General features: G+C 72.5%; 18 protein-coding genes. 14 read left to right on the top strand and 4 right to left on the bottom strand.

Annotated elements, in window-relative coordinates; all coding sequences use genetic code 11:
• Nucleotides 1-328: 328 nt before the first annotated feature.
• The 7 genes from aroA (at nucleotide 329) to ACFV2S_RS33855 (ending at nucleotide 8,789) form a co-directional block, all read left to right on the top strand.
• Nucleotides 329-1,564 carry a 3-phosphoshikimate 1-carboxyvinyltransferase gene (gene aroA / locus ACFV2S_RS33885; RefSeq protein WP_385568358.1) on the top strand — a complete coding sequence of 412 codons (1,236 nt, stop codon included), beginning with the start codon at nucleotides 329-331 and terminating at the stop codon, nucleotides 1,562-1,564.
• A gap of 34 nt (nucleotides 1,565-1,598) precedes the next feature.
• Nucleotides 1,599-2,849, top strand: a complete 1,251-nt coding sequence (dxr, locus tag ACFV2S_RS33880) for a 1-deoxy-D-xylulose-5-phosphate reductoisomerase (protein WP_385568354.1) — start codon at nucleotides 1,599-1,601, stop codon at nucleotides 2,847-2,849.
• Entirely contained in the window at nucleotides 2,846-4,153 is a 1,308-nt protein-coding gene (locus ACFV2S_RS33875; protein ID WP_383799037.1) for a M50 family metallopeptidase, read from the top strand. Before dxr ends, ACFV2S_RS33875 begins: the two co-directional genes overlap by 4 nt.
• A 103-nt stretch (nucleotides 4,154-4,256) precedes the next feature.
• Complete coding sequence (gene ispG / locus ACFV2S_RS33870) at nucleotides 4,257-5,414, top strand: flavodoxin-dependent (E)-4-hydroxy-3-methylbut-2-enyl-diphosphate synthase (RefSeq protein ID WP_385568350.1); 1,158 nt, start codon at nucleotides 4,257-4,259, stop codon at nucleotides 5,412-5,414.
• 132 nt (nucleotides 5,415-5,546) lie between these two features.
• Complete coding sequence (locus tag ACFV2S_RS33865; protein ID WP_385568345.1) at nucleotides 5,547-6,392, top strand: GNAT family N-acetyltransferase; 846 nt, start codon at nucleotides 5,547-5,549, stop codon at nucleotides 6,390-6,392.
• A gap of 42 nt (nucleotides 6,393-6,434) precedes the next feature.
• Nucleotides 6,435-6,980 carry a GNAT family N-acetyltransferase gene (locus tag ACFV2S_RS33860; protein WP_383799028.1) on the top strand — a complete coding sequence of 182 codons (546 nt, stop codon included), beginning with the start codon at nucleotides 6,435-6,437 and terminating at the stop codon, nucleotides 6,978-6,980.
• A gap of 108 nt (nucleotides 6,981-7,088) precedes the next feature.
• Nucleotides 7,089-8,789, top strand: coding sequence for a proline--tRNA ligase (locus tag ACFV2S_RS33855; protein WP_385568340.1), 1,701 nt, complete (start codon nucleotides 7,089-7,091; stop codon nucleotides 8,787-8,789).
• Between the two features lie 50 nt (nucleotides 8,790-8,839).
• Here ACFV2S_RS33855 and ACFV2S_RS33850 read toward each other — a convergent pair whose 3' ends face one another.
• The 4 genes from ACFV2S_RS33850 to ACFV2S_RS33835 all read right to left on the bottom strand — a co-directional run bounded on the left by ACFV2S_RS33850 (nucleotide 8,840) and on the right by ACFV2S_RS33835 (nucleotide 11,842).
• Complete coding sequence (locus ACFV2S_RS33850) at nucleotides 8,840-9,769, bottom strand: slipin family protein (protein ID WP_385568337.1); 930 nt, start codon at nucleotides 9,767-9,769, stop codon at nucleotides 8,840-8,842.
• Between the two features lie 65 nt (nucleotides 9,770-9,834).
• Nucleotides 9,835-10,734, bottom strand: a complete 900-nt coding sequence (locus ACFV2S_RS33845; RefSeq protein ID WP_385568333.1) for an aminoglycoside phosphotransferase family protein — start codon at nucleotides 10,732-10,734, stop codon at nucleotides 9,835-9,837.
• A 35-nt stretch (nucleotides 10,735-10,769) separates the two neighbouring features.
• Nucleotides 10,770-11,195: a ferritin-like domain-containing protein gene (locus ACFV2S_RS33840; protein WP_385568329.1), complete on the bottom strand. Its 426-nt coding sequence runs from the start codon at nucleotides 11,193-11,195 to the stop codon at nucleotides 10,770-10,772.
• Nucleotides 11,192-11,842, bottom strand: coding sequence for a hypothetical protein (locus tag ACFV2S_RS33835; protein ID WP_385568368.1), 651 nt, complete (start codon nucleotides 11,840-11,842; stop codon nucleotides 11,192-11,194). Before ACFV2S_RS33835 ends, ACFV2S_RS33840 begins: the two co-directional genes overlap by 4 nt.
• A gap of 124 nt (nucleotides 11,843-11,966) precedes the next feature.
• On the opposite strand from ACFV2S_RS33835, the gene rimP reads away from it, so the two are divergent.
• From rimP to truB, 7 genes are all read left to right on the top strand, one after another.
• Nucleotides 11,967-12,464, top strand: coding sequence for a ribosome maturation factor RimP (gene rimP, locus ACFV2S_RS33830; RefSeq protein ID WP_383783920.1), 498 nt, complete (start codon nucleotides 11,967-11,969; stop codon nucleotides 12,462-12,464).
• Nucleotides 12,465-12,466: 2 nt separating this feature from the next.
• A complete protein-coding gene (gene nusA / locus ACFV2S_RS33825; RefSeq protein ID WP_385568325.1) occupies nucleotides 12,467-13,462 on the top strand; it encodes a transcription termination factor NusA in 996 nt (331 codons plus the stop codon).
• Nucleotides 13,463-13,535: 73 nt separating this feature from the next.
• Entirely contained in the window at nucleotides 13,536-13,817 is a 282-nt protein-coding gene (locus ACFV2S_RS33820) for a YlxR family protein (protein ID WP_383783924.1), read from the top strand.
• A gap of 149 nt (nucleotides 13,818-13,966) precedes the next feature.
• Nucleotides 13,967-17,053, top strand: coding sequence for a translation initiation factor IF-2 (gene infB / locus ACFV2S_RS33815; RefSeq protein WP_385568320.1), 3,087 nt, complete (start codon nucleotides 13,967-13,969; stop codon nucleotides 17,051-17,053).
• Between the two features lie 150 nt (nucleotides 17,054-17,203).
• The gene (locus ACFV2S_RS33810) at nucleotides 17,204-17,497 is read left to right on the top strand and encodes a DUF503 domain-containing protein (RefSeq protein ID WP_362415579.1); all 294 of its coding nucleotides are present in this window, start codon (nucleotides 17,204-17,206) and stop codon (nucleotides 17,495-17,497) included.
• A gap of 30 nt (nucleotides 17,498-17,527) precedes the next feature.
• Nucleotides 17,528-17,968, top strand: a complete 441-nt coding sequence (rbfA, locus tag ACFV2S_RS33805; RefSeq protein ID WP_329850685.1) for a 30S ribosome-binding factor RbfA — start codon at nucleotides 17,528-17,530, stop codon at nucleotides 17,966-17,968.
• Nucleotides 17,965-18,864, top strand: coding sequence for a tRNA pseudouridine(55) synthase TruB (truB, locus tag ACFV2S_RS33800; protein WP_385568313.1), 900 nt, complete (start codon nucleotides 17,965-17,967; stop codon nucleotides 18,862-18,864). Before rbfA ends, truB begins: the two co-directional genes overlap by 4 nt.
• Nucleotides 18,865-19,002 lie beyond the last annotated feature (138 nt).

The following is a 19,002-nucleotide window of genomic DNA, read 5'->3' as shown; positions in this document are numbered from 1 at the left end:
GCGGGTCCAGGCGCGGAACGCGGAGGCGCCGCGAGAGGGCGCCGTCCCGTGTGCCCACCCGTCCCGCCCCAGCGGGACGATTGCCCACACGGGCACCGGGAGGCGGCCCACACGGGGCGCGGGGCACCGCCCCGCCGGGCGCGGGCCCACGCGGGCAGTGGGCGAAGGCCCGGCGCGGGTGCGGGCGGGAGGCCCGTGCGGGGCGCGGGCGCGGGGCCCGTGCGGGGCGCGGGTGCGGGGCCCTGCGGGACCGGGGGCCGGCGACGCGGCGCGTCCACGTGGCGGACCCCGGCACGCGCGCGGCGCCCGTCACGGCAGGATGTCGCCCGTGACCGTCATCGACATCCCCGGCTCCAAGTCCGTCACCGCCCGCGCGCTCTTCCTCGCCGCCGCAGCGGAGGGCACCACCACCCTCCTGCGTCCGCTCGTCTCCGACGACACCGAGGGATTCGCCGAGGGCCTCACCGCCCTCGGCTACGCCGTCCGCCGCGAGCCCGGCGCCTGGCACATCGAGGGCCGCCCCGCGGGTCCCGGCGTGGAGACCGCCGACGTCTACTGCCGTGACGGCGCCACCACCGCCCGTTTCCTGCCGACCCTCGCCGCCGCCGGTCACGGCACGTACCGCTTCGACGCCTCCGCGCAGATGCGCCGTCGCCCCCTCGGCCCGCTCAGCACCGCCCTGCGCGAGCTCGGCGTCGACCTCCGGCACGGCGGGAGCGAGGGCCACCACCCGCTCGACGTCCACGCCGCCGGAGTGAAGGGCGGCGCGCTGACGCTCGACGCCGGGCAGTCCTCGCAGTACCTCACCGCGCTGCTCATGCTGGGTCCGCTCACCGCCGAGGGCCTCGACATCACCGTCACGGACCTGGTCTCGGAGCCGTACGTCGAGATCACCCTCGCGATGATGCGGGCGTTCGGCGCCGAGGTCACCCGGGAGGGACGCACGTACCGCGTCGCCCCGACCGGCTACCGGGCGCTCACCTACGGCATCGAGCCCGACGCCTCCACGGCCAGCTACTTCTTCGCCGCGGCGGCCCTCGAACCGGGCCGTTCCGTCACGGTCCCCGGCCTCGGTACCGGCGCCCTCCAGGGCGACCTGGCCTTCGTCGACGTGCTGCGCCGCATGGGCGCCGAGGTCGAGACCACCGCCGCCGGCACGACCGTCCGCTCCACCGGCGGCCTGCGCGGACTCACCGTCAACATGCGGGACATCTCGGACACCATGCCGACCCTCGCCGCGATCGCGCCGTTCGCCGACGGGCCCGTCCGCATCGAGGACGTCGCCAACACCCGGGTCAAGGAGTGCGACCGGCTCGACGCCTGCGCCGAGAACCTGCGCCGCCTCGGCATCACCGTGGAGACCGGCCCGGACTGGATCGAGATCCGGCCCGGCACCCCGGCCGGACCCGTCGAGATCGCCACCCACGGCGACCACCGGATCGTGATGTCCTTCGCGGTCACGGCGCTGCGCACCCCGGGGATCACCTTCGACGACCCCGGCTGCGTGAAGAAGACGTTCCCCGACTTCCACCGCGTGTTCGAGGCGTTCGCCCGCACCCCGTGAAGACCGCACAGCGTTTGCGGCAAGAATGGGGGGCATGAGCGACCGCCCCTCTCCTCTCGCCGACCCGCACATCGCCTTCGACGTCTCCGAAGGACGCCGGGACATCGTCGTCCTCGGTTCGACCGGGTCCATCGGCACCCAGGCCATCGACCTGGTGCTGCGCAACCCCGACCGCTTCCGGGTCACCGCCCTGGCCGCCTCCGGCGGCCGGATCGGACTGCTCGCCGAGCAGGCGCACCGGCTCAGGGTCGCCGCGGTCGCGGTCGCCCGCGAGGAGGCGCTGCCGGAGCTGCGCGACGCGCTGAAGGCGCTGTACGGCTCCGAGCCGCTGCCGGAGGTGCTGGCCGGTCCGGACGCCGCCACGCAGCTGGCCGCGTCGCCGTGCCACACCGTCCTCAACGGCATCACCGGCTCCATCGGCCTGGCGCCGACCCTCGCCGCCCTCGAAGCGGGCCGCACGCTCGCCCTCGCCAACAAGGAGTCGCTGATCGTCGGCGGCCCCCTGGTGAAGGCGCTCGCCAAGCCCGGCCAGATCATCCCGGTCGACTCCGAGCACGCGGCCCTCTTCCAGGCGCTCGCGGCCGGCACCCGCGCCGACGTCCGCAAGCTGGTCGTCACCGCCTCCGGCGGCCCGTTCCGCGGCCGTACGCGCGACCAGCTGGCCCACGTCACCCGCGAGGACGCGCTCGCCCACCCGACCTGGGCGATGGGCCCGGTGATCACGGTGAACAGCGCGACCCTGGTGAACAAGGGCCTGGAGGTCATCGAGGCCCACCTGCTCTACGACATTCCGTTCGACCGCATCGAGGTCGTCGTCCACCCGCAGTCGTACGTGCACTCGATGGTCGAGTTCACGGACGGCTCCACGCTCGCCCAGGCCACCCCGCCGGACATGCGCGGCCCGATCGCCATCGGCATCGGCTGGCCCGAGCGGGTCCCGGACGCCGCCCCCGCCTTCGACTGGACCACGGCCTCCACCTGGGAGTTCTTCCCGCTCGACACCGAGGCCTTCCCGTCCGTCGGCCTGGCCCGGCACGTGGGCACCCTGGGCGGTACGGCCCCCGCCGTCTTCAACGCGGCGAACGAGGAGTGCGTCGAGGCGTTCCTCGCCGGACGGCTGCCGTTCAACGGCATCATGGACACGGTCACCGCGGTCGTCACGGAACACGGCGTTCCCGCCCGGGGAACCTCCCTCACCGTGTCGGACGTCCTCGAAGCGGAGACCTGGGCGCGCGCCCGGGCCCGTGAGCTCGCAGCGAAGGCAACAGCGGAGGCCCGCGCATGACCGAAATGCTCCTGTACGCCCTGGGCATCGTGCTGTTCGCCCTCGGCCTGCTCGTCTCCATCGCCTGGCACGAGCTCGGCCACCTCTCCACGGCCAAGCTCTTCGGCATCCGCGTGCCGCAGTACATGGTCGGCTTCGGCCCCACGATCTGGTCGAGGAAGCGCGGGGAGACCGAGTACGGCATCAAGGCCGTCCCGGCCGGCGGCTACATCCGCATGATCGGCATGTTCCCGCCGGGCGAGGACGGCAAGATCGAGGCCCGCTCCACCTCGCCCTGGCGCTCCATGATCGAGGACGCCCGCGAGGCGTCGTACGAGGAGCTCGAACCCGGCGACGAGACCCGCCTCTTCTACACGCGCAAGCCGTGGAAGCGTGTGATCGTGATGTTCGCCGGGCCGTTCATGAACCTGGTCCTGGCGGCGGCGCTGTTCTTCGGCTCGATGATGACCCTCGGCATCGAGGGCCAGACGACCCAGGTCGCCGGCGTCCAGAAGTGCGTCATCAAGCAGAGCGAGAAGCGCGAGAAGTGCGCGGCGGGCGACCCGGTGTCCCCGGCGTTCAAGGCCGGCCTGAGGGACGGCGACCGGATCGTCGCCTTCAACGGCACCCCCGTCGCCGACTGGGACACCCTCTCCGACCGCATCCGCGAGACCATCGGCCCGGCCACGGTCACCGTCGAGCGCGCCGGACAGCGCGTCGACCTGCACCCCACGCTCGTCTCCAACAAGGTGCCGAGGAAGGACGCGGACGGCAAGGTCGTCCAGCCGGTGGACTACATCGACGCCGGCTACCTCGGATTCGCCTCCAAGACCGAGGTCGCGCCCCTCTCCTTCGGCGAGACCACCGAGCGGATGACCGACCTCCTGGAGAACGGCGTCCACTCGGTCATCGCGCTCCCGGGCAAGATCCCCGGTCTGTGGGACGCCACCTTCGGCGACGGCGAGCGCGCCGACGACTCCCCGGTGGGCGTGCTCGGCGCCGCCCGGATCACCGGCGAGCTGATGACCGTCGAGGCGCCGCCGACGACGATCCTCGTGATGTTCATGAACCTGCTGGTCATGTTCAACGTCTCGCTGTTCCTGTTCAACATGCTCCCGCTGCTGCCGCTCGACGGCGGTCACATCGCGGGCGCCCTGTGGGAGTCCGTCCGCCGCCACACGGCCCGGATCTTCAAGCGCCCCGACCCCGGCCCGTTCGACGTGGCCAAGCTGATGCCCGCCGCCTACGTGGTGGCTGGTGTCTTCGTCTGTTTCACGCTGCTCGTCCTCGCCGCCGACATCGTCAACCCGGTGAAGATCACGTAGCTCCCAGGGGGGCCGCACCCGGTGGTGTCAGGCCCCCCGCCCCCGGGGCGGTAACCTCGGAGACCTGAGCCCGCCGACGCACAACCTTGAGGTTGCACTTCAGATGACCGCGATTTCTCTCGGTATCCCGACCGTTCCGACCCGGCTCGCCGAGCGGCGCAAGAGCCGCCAGATCCAGGTCGGCAGCGTGGCCGTCGGCGGTGACGCGCCCGTCTCCGTCCAGTCGATGACGACGACCCGCACCTCCGACATCGGCGCCACGCTCCAGCAGATCGCCGAGCTCACCGCCTCCGGCTGCCAGATCGTGCGCGTGGCCTGCCCGACCCAGGACGACGCCGACGCGCTCGCGACCATCGCCCGGAAGTCGCAGATCCCCGTGATCGCCGACATCCACTTCCAGCCGAAGTACGTCTTCGCCGCGATCGACGCCGGCTGCGCGGCCGTCCGCGTCAACCCGGGCAACATCAAGCAGTTCGACGACAAGGTCAAGGAGATCGCCAAGGCGGCCGGCGACGCCCGCGTCCCGATCCGCATCGGCGTCAACGCCGGCTCGCTCGACGCCCGCCTGCTGAAGAAGTACGGCAAGGCCACCCCCGAGGCGCTCGTCGAGTCGGCCCTCTGGGAGGCGTCCCTCTTCGAGGAGCACGGCTTCCGCGACATCAAGATCTCGGTCAAGCACAACGACCCGGTCGTCATGGTCGAGGCCTACCGCCAGCTCGCCGCCCAGTGCGACTACCCGCTGCACCTCGGCGTCACCGAGGCGGGCCCGGCCTTCCAGGGCACCATCAAGTCGGCCGTCGCCTTCGGCGCCCTGCTCTCCCAGGGCATCGGCGACACCATCCGCGTCTCGCTCTCCGCCCCGCCGGCCGAGGAGATCAAGGTCGGCATCCAGATCCTGGAGTCGCTGAACCTGCGCCAGCGCCGCCTGGAGATCGTCTCCTGCCCGTCCTGCGGCCGCGCCCAGGTCGACGTGTACAAGCTGGCCGAGGAGGTCACCGCCGGCCTCGACGGCATGACCGTCCCGCTGCGCGTCGCCGTCATGGGCTGCGTCGTCAACGGCCCCGGCGAGGCCCGCGAGGCCGACCTCGGCGTCGCCTCCGGCAACGGCAAGGGCCAGATCTTCGTGAAGGGCGAGGTCATCAAGACCGTCCCCGAGTCGAAGATCGTCGAGACCCTCATCGAAGAGGCGCTCAAGATCGCCGAGCAGATGGAGAAGGACGGCGTCGCCAGCGGCGAGCCGTCGGTCGCCATCGGCGCCTGACCGCCCCGCAGCACCGTGCGCGAAGCCCCTCCGCCCCACCGGGCGAAGGGGCTTCGCGCTTGTGACGGGCCCCGCCGCGGGGCACGGGGGTACAGTGCGGAGACCAGCAGATCCGTCCCGTGAGGCCCCCTCGTGCTGACAGAGACCACCACTCGGGTCCTCGAACCCGCCGACCTCGGCGCCGCGCTCGCCGTCCTGGAGAGCGCCCCCGTCGAGAACGCCTTCGTGACCGCCCGCGTCCAGGTCGCCGGACTCGACCCCTGGCGCCTCGGCGGCGAGATGTGGGGCTGGTACACCGAGGGCAGACTCCGCTCCCTCTGCTACTCCGGCGCCAACCTCGTGCCCCTCTGCGCCACCCCCGAAGCCGTCCGCGCCTTCGCCGACCGGGCCCGCAGGATCGGCCGCCGCTGCTCCTCGATCGTCGGCCCCGTCGAGGCCACCAGCGAGCTGTGGCGGCTCCTGGAGCCCAGCTGGGGCCCCGCGAGGGACGTCCGGGCCCGGCAGCCCCTGATGATCGCCGAGGAGCCCTCCGCCACCGTCGTGCCCGATCCGCTGGTGCGCCGCGTCCGCAAGGACGAGATGGAGGCGATCATGCCCGCCTGCGTGGCCATGTTCACCGAGGAGGTCGGCGTCTCCCCGCTCGCCAACGACGGCGGACTGCTCTACCAGGCCCGCGTCGCCGAGCTGGTCGGCGCCGGCCGCTCCTTCGCCCGCATCGAGGACGGCAAGGTCGTCTTCAAGGCCGAGATCGGCGCCGCCACCCGCCAGGCCTGCCAGATCCAGGGCGTCTGGGTCGCCCCCGAGCACCGCGGCAAGGGCCTCTCCGAGACCGGCATGGCCGCCGTCCTCCGGTACGCCCTGGCCGACGTCGCGCCCGTCGTGAGCCTGTACGTCAACGACTTCAACGTTCCGGCGAGGGCCGCGTACCGCCGGGTCGGCTTCCGGGAGACCGGCGCCTTCATGAGCGTGCTGTTCTGAACGAGGTGTGCGCGGCGGGCGGGCGCTTGTAGGGTGCGCCGCATGGATGACGCACAGGTCGTGATCGGTCCGGTCAACCTCGCCGCCCGGGTGGACGAGGCCCTCGCCGTGCAGGCGGTCGCCTTCGGCCTGGACGCGGGCGAGGTCGCCGTACGCCGCCACATCGTGCTGCGCCACCTCCTCAGCCCCGGCGCCCGCAGCTACGGGGCCACCACCCCCGACGGGCGGCTCGTCGGCTTCGTGTACGGGATGCCCAACGACCGCACGCACTGGTGGTCCACCGTCGTCGAGACGTACCTGCGCGCCACCGGCACCGCCGACTGGCTCGACGACTCCTTCGTCATCACCGAGCTCCACGTCCACCCCGACTTCCAGGGCCGGGGCGTGGGCCGCGGTCTGATCACCACCATCACCGACGGCGCCGCCGAACCCCGCTCGATCCTCTCCGCGATCGACACCGACAGCCCCGCCCGCGGCCTCTACCGCGCGCTCGGCTACCAGGACCTCGCCCGTCAGGTGCACTTCCCGAGCGCGCCCCGCCCGTACGCGGTCATGGGCGCCGCGCTGCCGCTCAGGCGCCGGAACTGATTTCTCCTGCCAGGGGCGGCCCGGCTAACCTCGGGCCATCACCTCCCCCAAGCCCTCGGCTGCGCTCGGGCAGGGGGGACCCCCAGTTCCGGCAGGAGTACGAGAACCATGGCCAACGCACCGGTCCAGCGCATGTCCCAGTTGATGGCGAAGACGCTGCGCGACGACCCGGCGGACGCCGAGGTCCTCAGCCACAAGCTCCTCGTCCGCGCCGGCTACGTCCGCCGCACCGCCGCCGGCATCTGGAGCTGGCTGCCGCTCGGCAAGAAGGTCCTCTCCAACGTCGAGCGGATCGTCCGCGAGGAGATGGACGCCATCGGCGCGCAGGAGGTCACCCTGCCCGCGCTGCTGCCCCGTGAGCCGTACGAGGCGACCGGCCGCTGGGACGAGTACGGCGCCGAGCTCTTCCGCCTCCAGGACCGCAAGGGCGGCGACTACCTCCTCGGCCCGACCCACGAGGAGATCTTCACCCTCCTGGTGAAGGACCAGTGCTCGTCCTACAAGGACCTGCCGGTGATCCTCTACCAGATCCAGAACAAGTTCCGCGACGAGGCCCGCCCCCGCGCCGGCATCCTGCGCGGCCGCGAGTTCCTCATGAAGGACTCGTACTCCTTCGACACGGAGGACGAGGGCCTCGCCCAGTCGTACGCCCTGCACCGCGCCGCCTACCAGCGCGTCTTCGAACGCCTCGGCCTCGACTACCGCATCTGCGCCGCCACCGCGGGCGCGATGGGCGGCTCGAAGTCCGAGGAGTTCCTCGCCCCGGCGGAGGCCGGCGAGGACACCTTCGCCGACTGCCCGAACTGCGACTTCGCCGCGAACACCGAGGCGATCACCTACGCGCTCAAGCCGGTGGACGGCTCCGCCGTCGCCGCCGCCGAGGAGATCCCCACCCCCGACACCCCGACGATCGAGACCCTCGCGGCCTCCCTCGGCGTGCCGGCCTCCGCGACCCTGAAGAACCTCCTGGTGAAGGTCGACGGCGAGATCGTCGCGGTCGGCGTCCCCGGTGACCGCGAGGTCGACCTGGACAAGGTCGAGGCGCACTTCGCCCCCGCCACGGTCGAGATGGTCACGGAGACGGACTTCGCGGCCCGCCCCGACCTGGTCCGCGGCTACGTCGGCCCGCAGGGCCTCGACAAGGTCACGTACCTCGCCGACCCGCGCGTCGCCCCCGGCACCGCCTGGATCACGGGCGCCAACAAGGACGGCATGCACGCGAAGAACGTCGTCGCGGGCCGTGACTTCGAGGTCGACGCGTACGTCGACGTCGTCGTCGTGCAGGAGGGCGACCCGTGCCCCGTCTGCGGCACCGGCCTCAAGCTGGACCGCGCCATCGAGATCGGCCACATCTTCCAGCTGGGCCGCAAGTACGCCGACGCCCTCAAGCTCGACGTCCTCGGCCAGAACGGCAAGCCGGTCCGCGTGACCATGGGCTCGTACGGCATCGGCGTCTCCCGCGCGGTCGCGGCGCTCGCCGAGCAGACCGCCGACGAGAAGGGCCTGTGCTGGCCGGCCGAGGTCGCCCCGGCCGACGTCCACGTCGTCGCCGCCGGCAAGGCGCTCCAGATCGAGCTGGCCCTGGAGGTCTCGGAGAAGCTCTCCGCGGCCGGCCTGCGCGTCCTGGTCGACGACCGCGCGGGCGTCTCCCCGGGCGTGAAGTTCACCGACGCCGAGCTCATGGGCGTCCCGAAGATCCTCGTCGCGGGCCGCCGCTCGGGCGAGGGAGTGGTGGAGCTGAAGGACCGCCGGACGGGCGAGCGCGAGGAGCTCACCGTCGACGAGGCGCTCGCCCGCCTGACGGCCTAGGACGAGGAAGAGGGCGGGACCCGCGCGGGTCCCGCCCTCTTCCGTGCGGCTCAGAGGTCGCCCTCGCGGGGGGACGGTTCGACCGAGGTCCCCGTCAGGTCCTCGACGGACTCCTCCGCCGCCGCCCGGCCCTTCAGGTACGCCTCGCTCAGCGGCCCCGTGATCGGCTCCGGCGCAGCCGGGGCCTCCGCCGCCGCCTGCTCCGCACGTGCCGGAGCCGCCGGCGTCGCCCGTTCCAGGAACCGCAGCAGCTCCACCGGGATCGGCAGGACCAGCGTCGAGTTCTTCTCCGCCGACACCGCCATCACCGTCTGCAGCAGCCGGAGTTGCAGCGCCGCCGGCTCCGCCGACATCACACCCGCCGCCTCCGCGAGCTTCTTCGACGCCTGGAGCTCCGCGTCCGCGTTGATGACCCGCGCCCGCCGCTCCCGGTCCGCCTCCGCCTGCCGGGCCATCGAGCGCTTCATCGTCTCCGGCAGCGACACGTCCTTGATCTCGACCCGGTCGATCGCGACGCCCCAGCCCATCGCCGGGCTGTCGAGCATCAGCTCGAGGCCCTGGTTGAGCTGCTCGCGGTTCGACAGCAGGTCGTCGAGGTCGCTCTTGCCGATGATCGAACGCAGCGAGGTCTGCGCCATCTGCGAGACCGCGAACCTGTAGTCCTCGACCCGCACCAGCGCGTCCGCCGCGTCGACGACCTTGAAGTACACGACCGCGTCCACCCGCACCGTCACGTTGTCCCGGGTGATGCCCTCCTGCGCGGGCACCGGCATCGTGACGATCTGCATGTTCACCTTGTGCAGGCGGTCGACGAACGGAATGATCGTCGTGAAGCCCGGGGACCGGATCTCACCGCGCAGCCTGCCGAAGCGGAAGACGACGCCGCGCTCGTACTGCTTGACCACCCGCGAGGCGGCGCCCGCGTACACGGCGATCACCGCGGCCGCGCCGGCCGCCGCCGCCAGTACCTCTTCGATCATCACGGCCCCCTGTAATCGAGCCGAACGTTACAAAAAGGGTATTACCCCGCAAGTGGCTCGCGAACTCACAGCCAGCTCGCGAACTCCAGGAGCAGCTCGGCGTCCTGCCGCCGCCCCTCCGTCAGCGCCCGCGTCGCCGACTCCACCGCGCGGAACAGGGTCCAGCCGCGCAGCCGCTCCCGGTCCAGGTCCAGGGAGTCCGCCAGCTTGTTCACCCGCCGCCGCGCCGCGGAGGCCCCCGAGGACGCGGCCACCAGGTCCTCGACCCGGTCCCGTACGAGCCGGGCGAGGTCGTAGGCCCGCTCGCCGACCAGCGGCTCGGGACCGACGGCCAGCCAGGGCGTCCGGTCGCCGGCGAGCACCTTGCCCTGCCGGAAGTTCCCGTGCAGCAGCACCGTCTCCGTCCCGGCCGCGACCAGCTCCTCGCGGGCCGCCAGCGCCGCGGCCGCCAGCGCGCCGGCCGCCGCGTCGTCCCGGTAGGCGTCCATGGCCGAGGCCTGCCCGGCCGTCCGGTCCGCCACCGTCTCGAAGCCGTGCTCCGCCGGAGGCTCGACCCACAGCTTCCGTACGGTGCCCGCGGCCTCCAGGAGGGCCTTCGCCTCCGGCAGCGAGCGCAGGGAGACCTCGGGGTGGAGCCGTTCGAGGACGAGCGCGCCCTCCCCGGCCCCGTCGAGGAGCTGGACCGCCCCCCAGCCGTTCCAGTGCGCCAACGCGTCCCGTTCGAGGCCGGGCCGGGTGAACGGGGGCGCGACCTTGAGCGCGGCGGGGGAGCCGTCGGAGCGCCGGACGAGCACGACCAGGCTGCTCCGGCCACCGGGGGCCAGCACCCGCTCGGCGTCGAGGGAGGCGACGGCGAGCGCCTGCTCGGTGAGCCCGGGCAGCTTCCCGAGCCACTCGGCCGCCACGGCCTCCCCGTACGCCGCACCGAGCGTCCTGGCCAGTCGCTGCGGCGGTTCGAAACCCATGCGTACGTAGTTCCTTCGGTCGGGGCGGCACTCGGTCAGGGGGCCTGCACCCGCTCGGCGAGCCCAGGAAAGGTTACGTCGCTGCCGCGCCAGCGGACCGCGCGTACCGCCGCCTCCCGCAGCGCGGCGGCCGCCTCGCCCCGCGCACGGCCCTCGGTGGCGCGGACGAGATCGGAGTACACCCCGCCCACCCGGTCCTCCAGGACCGCCGCGAGCCGCACGGCCCCGGCCGGGTCCGCGACCCCGAAGGGCAGCTCGTACGCGGCCTCCGCCGCCACCGGCACCCCGCCGAGGTCCCGCACGCTCCGGCGCAGCGCGTCCCGCCGGGCCCGGTGCGCCTCGTACGCGGCCGTGGCCTCGGCCCGCCGCTCGGTGCCGATCCGGCCGCCGACGACCCCGTACCCGTACACCGCGGCGTGCTCGGCGGCCAGCGCGGCCTGGGTCGCGACGAGGGCGCTCATCCGCGGGCTCCTTCGGTCAGCAGGTAGGCGTGGGCGGCGCCGGAGGCCGCCACGGAGGCGAGCAGCCGGGCGTACTCGGGCGGGGCGCCGAGCAGGGCGGCCGTGTGTCCGTCGGCGGCCGCGCGCTCGGCGGCGGCGAGCTCCCTGAGCGCGGCCCGGGGGTCGGCCGCCACCCGTACGGGCGCGGGGGAGCCCGCCGGCTTCCGCGTGGCGGACTTCCCGGGGGCCGTCCTGCCGGGCGTGGGGGAGCCGAGGGCCGCCGGGGTGGCCTCCGCCGGCGGCTCCGTCGTGGGCCCCGCCGTCGTGCCGCCCTCGCCGAGGGCCTTCGCGTGCTCCGCCACCGCGCCCCGCAGCGGGGTCAGGCGGGGCGCCAGGGCGGGGTGGGCGGCGAGCGCGGCGTCGTAACGTTCCAGCAGGCCGCGCGCGGCGGTCACGGCCCGCAGGCGCAGGGCCGCCTCGGCCCGCGCCGCGCGTGCGGCCGCGAGCTCGGCGGCGTCCGGCCGTCGCGGCTGCCCGCCGGACGGGGAGGTGCACCCGGCGAGGGCGGTCGCGCCCGCCGCCGCACCCGCCACGAGGAGTGCGCGTCTGCCCGTCGTCCTCACGCCTGCTCTCCCCGTCTGCCGTACGTCGCCGAAGATCGTCGAGATCACCGCAGGCGAGCGTACCCGCGGGCCCCGGGGCGATGGACGGCAACACCCTCCCGGACCGGATACCCTTTGGTCTGACACGCGACGAACCCACAACAGCACACGCGGCCGAGGAGTCACCCGGATGAGCACCACCCAGAGCGACAGGCTGCGCGGAATCGTGGAGCCGCTCGTCGCCGCCAAGGACCTGGATCTGGAAGAGATCGAGATGTCCCGGGCCGGCCGTCGCGGACTGCTGCGGATCGTCGTCGACTCGGACGAGGGCGTGGAGCTCGACGTGTGTGCCGAGCTGAGCCGCGCGATCTCCGAGAAGCTCGACGAGACCGACGTGATGGGCGAGGGCGAGTACGTCCTCGAAGTCAGCTCCCCGGGCGCCGACCGCCCCCTGAGCGAGCACCGCCACTACGTGCGCGCCACCGGCCGTCTGGTGAAGCTCCAGCTCGCCGAGGGCGGGGACCTGGTCACCCGCATCCTCGCGGTGGACGAGGACGGCCTCGACACCGAGGTGCCGGGCGTGAAGGGGCGCAAGCCCACCGCCCGCAGGGTCGCGTTCGCCGACATCACGAAGGCGCGTGTCGAGATCGAGTTCAACCGCAAGGACAAGAAGGAAGAGGAGGCGTAGCCGTGGACATCGACGTGAAGCTCCTGAAGGGCTTGGCACAGGAGAAGGAAATCTCCTTCGAGATGCTGGTCGAGGCGATCGAGTCGGCCCTCCTCATCGCGTACCACCGCACCCCCGACGCCCGTCGCCACGCGCGCGTGGAACTGAACCGGGCGACCGGTCACGTGACGGTGTGGGCGAAGGAGGACCCCTCCGACCTGGAGGAGGGCCAGGAGCCCAAGGACTTCGACGACACCCCGTCGGACTTCGGCCGGATCGCGGCGAGCACCGCCCGTCAGGTCATCCAGCAGCGTCTGCGGGACGCCGAGAACGACGTGACCTTCGGCGAGTACGCGCGCCGTGAGGGCGATGTCGTCGCCGGTGTGGTGCAGCAGGGCAAGGACCCGAAGAACGTCCTCGTCAAGCTGGACGACAAGCTGGAGGCCATCCTTCCGGTGCAGGAGCAGGTGCCGGGCGAGGACTACACGCACGGTCTGCGGCTGCGCACGTACGTCGTCCGGGTGGCGAAGGGCGTGCGCGGTCCGTCCGTCACCCTCTCGCGCACGCACCCCAACCTGGTGAAGAAGCTCTTCGCCCTGGAGGTGCCGGAGATCGCCGACGGTTCGGTCGAGATCGCGGCGATCGCCCGTGAGGCCGGTCACCGCACGAAGATCGCCGTCCGTTCCACCCGTTCGGGCCTGAACCCCAAGGGCGCCTGCATCGGCCCGATGGGCAGCCGCGTCCGCAACGTGATGGCGGAGCTGCTCGGCGAGAAGATCGACATCGTCGACTGGTCGGACGACCCGGCCGAGATGGTGGCGAACGCGCTCTCCCCGGCGCGGGTCTCCAAGGTCGAGGTCGTGGACCTCGCGGCCCGCTCCGCGCGGGTCACGGTGCCGGACTACCAGCTGTCGCTGGCGATCGGCAAGGAGGGCCAGAACGCCCGCCTCGCCGCGCGTCTCACCGGCTGGCGGATCGACATCCGTCCGGACACGGAGCCGGCCGAGCAGCAGGGCTGAGACCGTTTTTGGCCAACAACTGTTCGATTCTTGCCCTGAACGGGTGGGGTCGGTACGGGGAGGTAGACTAATAGTGTCTGGCCGGACGCATGCCTGCGCGTGCCCTGAGCGAACCTGCGTGGGATGCCGGGAGCGAGCGGCCAAGAGCGATCTGCTGCGGATCGTGATGAACAAGGACGAGTGCGTTCCTGATCATCGCGGTACGCTGCCCGGCCGGGGTGCGTACCTGCACCCCGCCGTGGCTTGTCTCGACCTGGCGGTCCGCCGCCGGGCCTTCCCGAGGGCCTTCAAGGTCCAGGGGCCGCTCGACACGGAGGCACTCCGCCACCACGTCGGGCAGACGGCACCGCAGTGAAAAAGAAGTACGGCACGGAACACCGTGCGGTCAGGTACCTCGCGAGTTGGAAGTAGGTCGAGATTGCGATGAGCACTCGATGAGTACGCGATGAGTACGCCCATGAAGTAGCGACGGTCCGGCGGTAACCGGACCTATAAAGGAGCGAAGTGGCTAAGGTCCGGGTATACGAACTCGCCAAGGAGTTCGGTGTGGAGAGCAAGGTCGTCATGGCCAAGCTCCAAGAACTCGGTGAATTCGTCCGTTCGGCGTCCTCGACGATCGAGGCGCCGGTCGTGCGCAAGTTGACTGACGCTTTGCAGGGTCCCGGTGGCAACGCCGGCAAGACCGCTGCCAAGCCCGGCGCGCCCCGCAAGGCGACGCCTTCCCCCGCGGCGCCGTCTCCGGCTGCCGCGGCACGTCCCGCTGCCCCCAAGCCCGGCGCCCCGGCCCCCAAGCCGGCCCCCGCCGCGCCTGCGGCCCCGGCCGCGCCGGCCGCGCCGGCGAGCAGCACCCCCTCTCCGGCTCCGGCCGCCTCGGGCCCCCGCCCGGGCCCGAAGCCCGCGCCCAAGCCGGTCACCCCGGCTCCGGCCGCCCCGGAGTTCACCGCGCCCCCGTCGGCTCCCGCCGCCGGTCAGCGTCCCGGTGGCGCCGCCCCGGGTCCCCGTCCCACCGGCGAGCGTCCCGCCCGCCCGGGTCAGGGTTCCCCCCGCCCGCAGGGCCAGGGCGCTCCGCGTCCCGGCGGCCAGCAGGCCCCCCGTCCGGGCGGTGCCCGTCCGGCCGGTCCCCGTCCGGGCAACAACCCCTTCACCTCGGGTGGCTCCACCGGAATGGCGCGCCCGCAGGCGCCCCGTCCGGGTGGCGGCGCTCCCCGTCCCGGCGGCCCCGGTGCCGTTCCGGGCGCCCCGCGTCCGCAGGGTGGCCCCGGTGGCGCCCCGCGTCCGCAGGGTCAGGGCGGTGCCCGTCCCACCCCCGGTGGCATGCCTCGTCCGCAGGCTCCCCGTCCGGGCGGCGCGCCCGGCGGTAACCGTCCGAACCCGGGCATGATGCCGCAGCGTCCCGCTGCCGGCCCGCGTCCCGGCCCCGGCGGTCGTGGCCCCGGTGGCCCCGGCGGCCGTCCGGGTGGTCCCGGCGGTGGTGGCGGCGGTCGTCCCGGCTTCGCCGGTCGTCCGGCCGGTCCCGGCGGTGGCGGCGGCGGCTTCGCCGGCCGTCCCGGTGGTCCCGGTGGCGGCGGCGGTCGTCCGGGTGGTCCCGGCGGCGGTGGCGGCGGCTTCGGCGGTCGTCCCGGTGGCTTCGGTGGCCGTCCCGGCGGTCCGGGTGGCCGTGGTGGCACGCAGGGCGCCTTCGGTCGCCCCGGCGGTCCCGCGCGTCGTGGTCGCAAGTCGAAGCGTCAGAGGCGCCAGGAGTACGAGGCCATGCAGGCCCCGTCCGTGGGCGGCGTGATGCTTCCCCGCGGTGGCGGCGAGGTCATCCGCCTGTCGCGCGGTGCCTCCCTCACCGACTTCGCCGAGAAGATCGGCGCCAACCCGGCGTCGCTCGTCGCGGTGATGATGAACCTCGGCGAGATGGTCACGGCGACGCAGTCCGTCTCCGACGACACGCTGCAGATGCTCGGCGACGAGATGAACTACCAGGTTCAGATCGTCTCCCCGGAGGAGGAGGACCGCGAGCTCCTCGAGTCCTTCGACATCGAGTTCGGCGAGGACGAGGGCGGCGAAGAGGCCCTGGTCTCCCGTCCGCCGGTCGTCACCGTCATGGGTCACGTCGACCACGGAAAGACCCGACTGCTCGACGCGATCCGCAAGACGAACGTCGTCGCGGGCGAGGCCGGTGGCATCACCCAGCACATCGGTGCCTACCAGGTGGGTACCGAGGTCAACGGCGAAGAGCGTCGCATCACCTTCATCGACACCCCGGGTCACGAGGCGTTCACCGCCATGCGTGCCCGTGGTGCGAAGTCGACCGACATCGCGATCCTCGTGGTCGCGGCCAACGACGGCGTCATGCCGCAGACGATCGAGGCGCTCAACCACGCCAAGGCCGCCGGCGTCCCGATCGTCGTCGCGGTCAACAAGATCGACGTCGAGGGCGCGGACCCGACCAAGGTCCGCGGTCAGCTGACCGAGTTCGGTCTGGTGGCCGAGGAGTACGGCGGCGACACGATGTTCGTCGACATCTCCGCCAAGCAGGGTCTGCACATCGACTCCCTGCTGGAGGCCGTGATCCTCACCGCCGACGCCTCGCTCGACCTTCGGGCCAACCCGAACCAGGACGCGCAGGGTATTGCGATCGAGTCCCACCTCGACCGCGGTCGCGGTGCCGTCTCGACCGTCCTGGTCCAGCGCGGAACGCTGCGCATCGGCGACACCGTGGTGGTCGGCGACGCGTACGGCCGCGTCCGGGCGATGCTCGACGACAAGGGCAACAACGTCGAGGAGGCGGCCCCGTCGACTCCCGTCCTGGTGCTCGGTCTCACCAACGTGCCGGGAGCCGGCGACAACCTCCTGGTCGTCGACGAGGACCGCACGGCCCGCCAGATCGCCGAGAAGCGCGCTGCGCGTGAGCGCAACGCCGCCTTCGCCAAGCGCGTCCGCCGGGTGTCCCTCGAGGACCTCGACAAGGTGCTCAAGGCCGGTCTGGTCCAGGAACTCAACCTCATCATCAAGGGCGACGCGTCCGGTGCGGTCGAGGCTCTCGAGGCCTCGCTGCTCCAGCTCGACGTCGGCGAAGAGGTCGACATCCGGGTCCTGCACCGCGGTGTGGGTGCGGTCACCGAGTCCGACATCGACCTGGCGATGGGCTCCGACGCCATCGTCATCGGCTACAACGTCCGTGCGGCCGGCCGTGCCGCGCAGATGGCGGAGCGCGAGGGCGTCGACGTCCGGTACTACTCGGTGATCTACCAGGCCATCGAGGAGATCGAGGCGGCCCTGAAGGGTCTCCTCAAGCCGGAGTACGAAGAGGTCGAGCTCGGTACGGCGGAGATCCGCGAGGTCTTCCGCTCGTCCAAGCTGGGCAACATCGCCGGTGTCCTCATCCGCTCCGGCGAGGTCAAGCGCAACACCAAGGCGCGCCTCGTCCGCGACGGCAAGGTCATCGCCGAGGACCTCACGATCCACGGTCTGCGCCGCTTCAAGGACGACGTCACCGAGATCCGCGAAGGCTTCGAGGGCGGTATCAACCTCGGAAACTTCAACGACATCAAGATCGACGACGTCATCGCGACGTACGAGATGCGCGAGAAGCCGCGCGCCTGATCGCGTCCGATCGCAGCACTGAGTCGGGGCCGGTCGGCGGAAGTTATTCCGTCGATCGGCCCCGGCCGTTGCGTGTACGGTTCTGGTGTCCCTGCCAAGCGACGGCGTGGCAGGCCACCGAACCCGAACCGGCGGGACATCCGGCACCACATGTACGTGGGGACTCTGTCCTTCGACCTGCTCCTCGGCGACGTTCATTCGCTGAAGGAGAAACGCTCCGTCGTCCGGCCCATCGTCGCCGAGCTCCAGCGCAAGTTCTCCGTGAGCGCGGCCGAGGTGGGCGATCAGGACCTCCATCGCAGGGCCCGGCTGGGCGTCGCGCTGGTGGCCGGGGACGCGGGGTTCGTATCGGACGTGCTCGACCGCTGTGAGCGGCTCGTCGCCGCACGCCCGGAGGTGGAGCTGCTTTCGGTGCGCCGCAGGCTCCACACTGATGAAGACTGATTTGAGCAAGGCAAAGAAGGAGAAGGACCAGTGGCCGACAACGCGCGGGCGAAGAAGCTGGCAGACCTCATCCGGGAGGTGGTCGCCGAGAAGCTGCAGCGCGGCATCAAGGACCCCCGCCTGGGTACGCACGTGACCATCACGGACACCCGCGTCACCGGTGACCTGCGGGAGGCCACGGTCTTCTACACGGTCTACGGCGACGACGAGGAGCGCGCGAGCGCCGCGGCCGGCCTGGAGAGCGCCAAGGGCATCCTCCGTTCGGCCGTGGGCCGGGCGGCGGGGACCAAGTTCACCCCGACCCTGACCTTCGTGGCCGACGCCCTCCCGGAGAACGCCAAGACGATCGAGGACCTCCTCGACAAGGCGCGTGCCTCCGACGCCCAGGTGCGGGAGGCGTCCTCGGGCGCCGCCTTCGCGGGCGAGGCGGACCCCTACAAGAAGCCGGGCGAGGACGAAGCCGCCGAATGAGCACCGTAGAGAAGACGCCCGACGGCCTTGTCATCGTCGACAAGCCGTCGGGCTTCACTTCGCACGACGTCGTGGCCAAGATGCGCGGGATCGCCAGGACCCGGCGCGTCGGCCACGCCGGCACGCTCGACCCCATGGCCACGGGCGTCCTCGTCCTCGGCGTGGAGCGGGCGACCAAGCTGCTCGGTCACCTCGCGCTGACCGAGAAGGAGTACCTGGGCACCATCCGCCTGGGCCAGACGACGATCACCGACGACGCCGAGGGCGAGATCACGGCGTCGGTCGACGCTTCGAAGGTCACCCGCGAGCAGATCGACGCGGGCGTCGCCGAGCTGACCGGCGCCATCATGCAGGTGCCGTCGAAGGTCTCCGCGATCAAGATCGACGGCAAGCGGTCCTACGCGCGCGTGCGCGGCGGCGAGGAGTTCGAGATCCCGGCCCGCCCGGTCACCGTCTCCTCCTTCCGGGTGTACGACGTGCGCGAGGCGACCGCCGAGGACGGCACCCCCGTCGTCGACCTGGTCGTCTCGGTGGTCTGCTCCTCCGGCACGTACATCCGGGCGCTCGCCCGGGACCTCGGCGCCGGACTCGGTGTGGGCGGCCACCTGACCGCCCTGCGCCGCACCCGGGTCGGCCCGTACAAGCTGGACTCCGCCAGGACCCTGGACCAGCTCCAGGAGGACCTCACGGTCATGCCGGTCGCCGAGGCGGCCGCGGCGGCGTTCCCGCGCTGGGACGTCGACGAGAAGCGGGCCAAGCTCCTGCTCAACGGCGTCCGCCTGGAGATGCCGGAATACCCGAAGGGGGCCGTCGCGGTCTTCGGACCCGGGGGGAAGCTCCTGGCGCTCGTCGAGGACCAGCGGGGCAAGGCGAAGAGCCTCGCCGTCTTCGGCTGAGGCTGGCCCTTCTACAGCGCCCATCGTGGGGGGGGGGCGGGGGCCGGGGGGGGCCCCCCCCCGCGCCCCCCCCACAACCCCCCCCCCCCCGGGCCCCCCCCCCCCCCCCCCAAAACAACCACCCCCCCGCCGCCGCGC

It is taken from the genome of Streptomyces sp. NPDC059695 (genome assembly GCF_042733785.1).
Taxonomy (GTDB): Bacteria; Actinomycetota; Actinomycetes; order Streptomycetales; family Streptomycetaceae; genus Streptomyces.
This window is presented reverse-complemented; position numbering and strand designations above follow the sequence as displayed.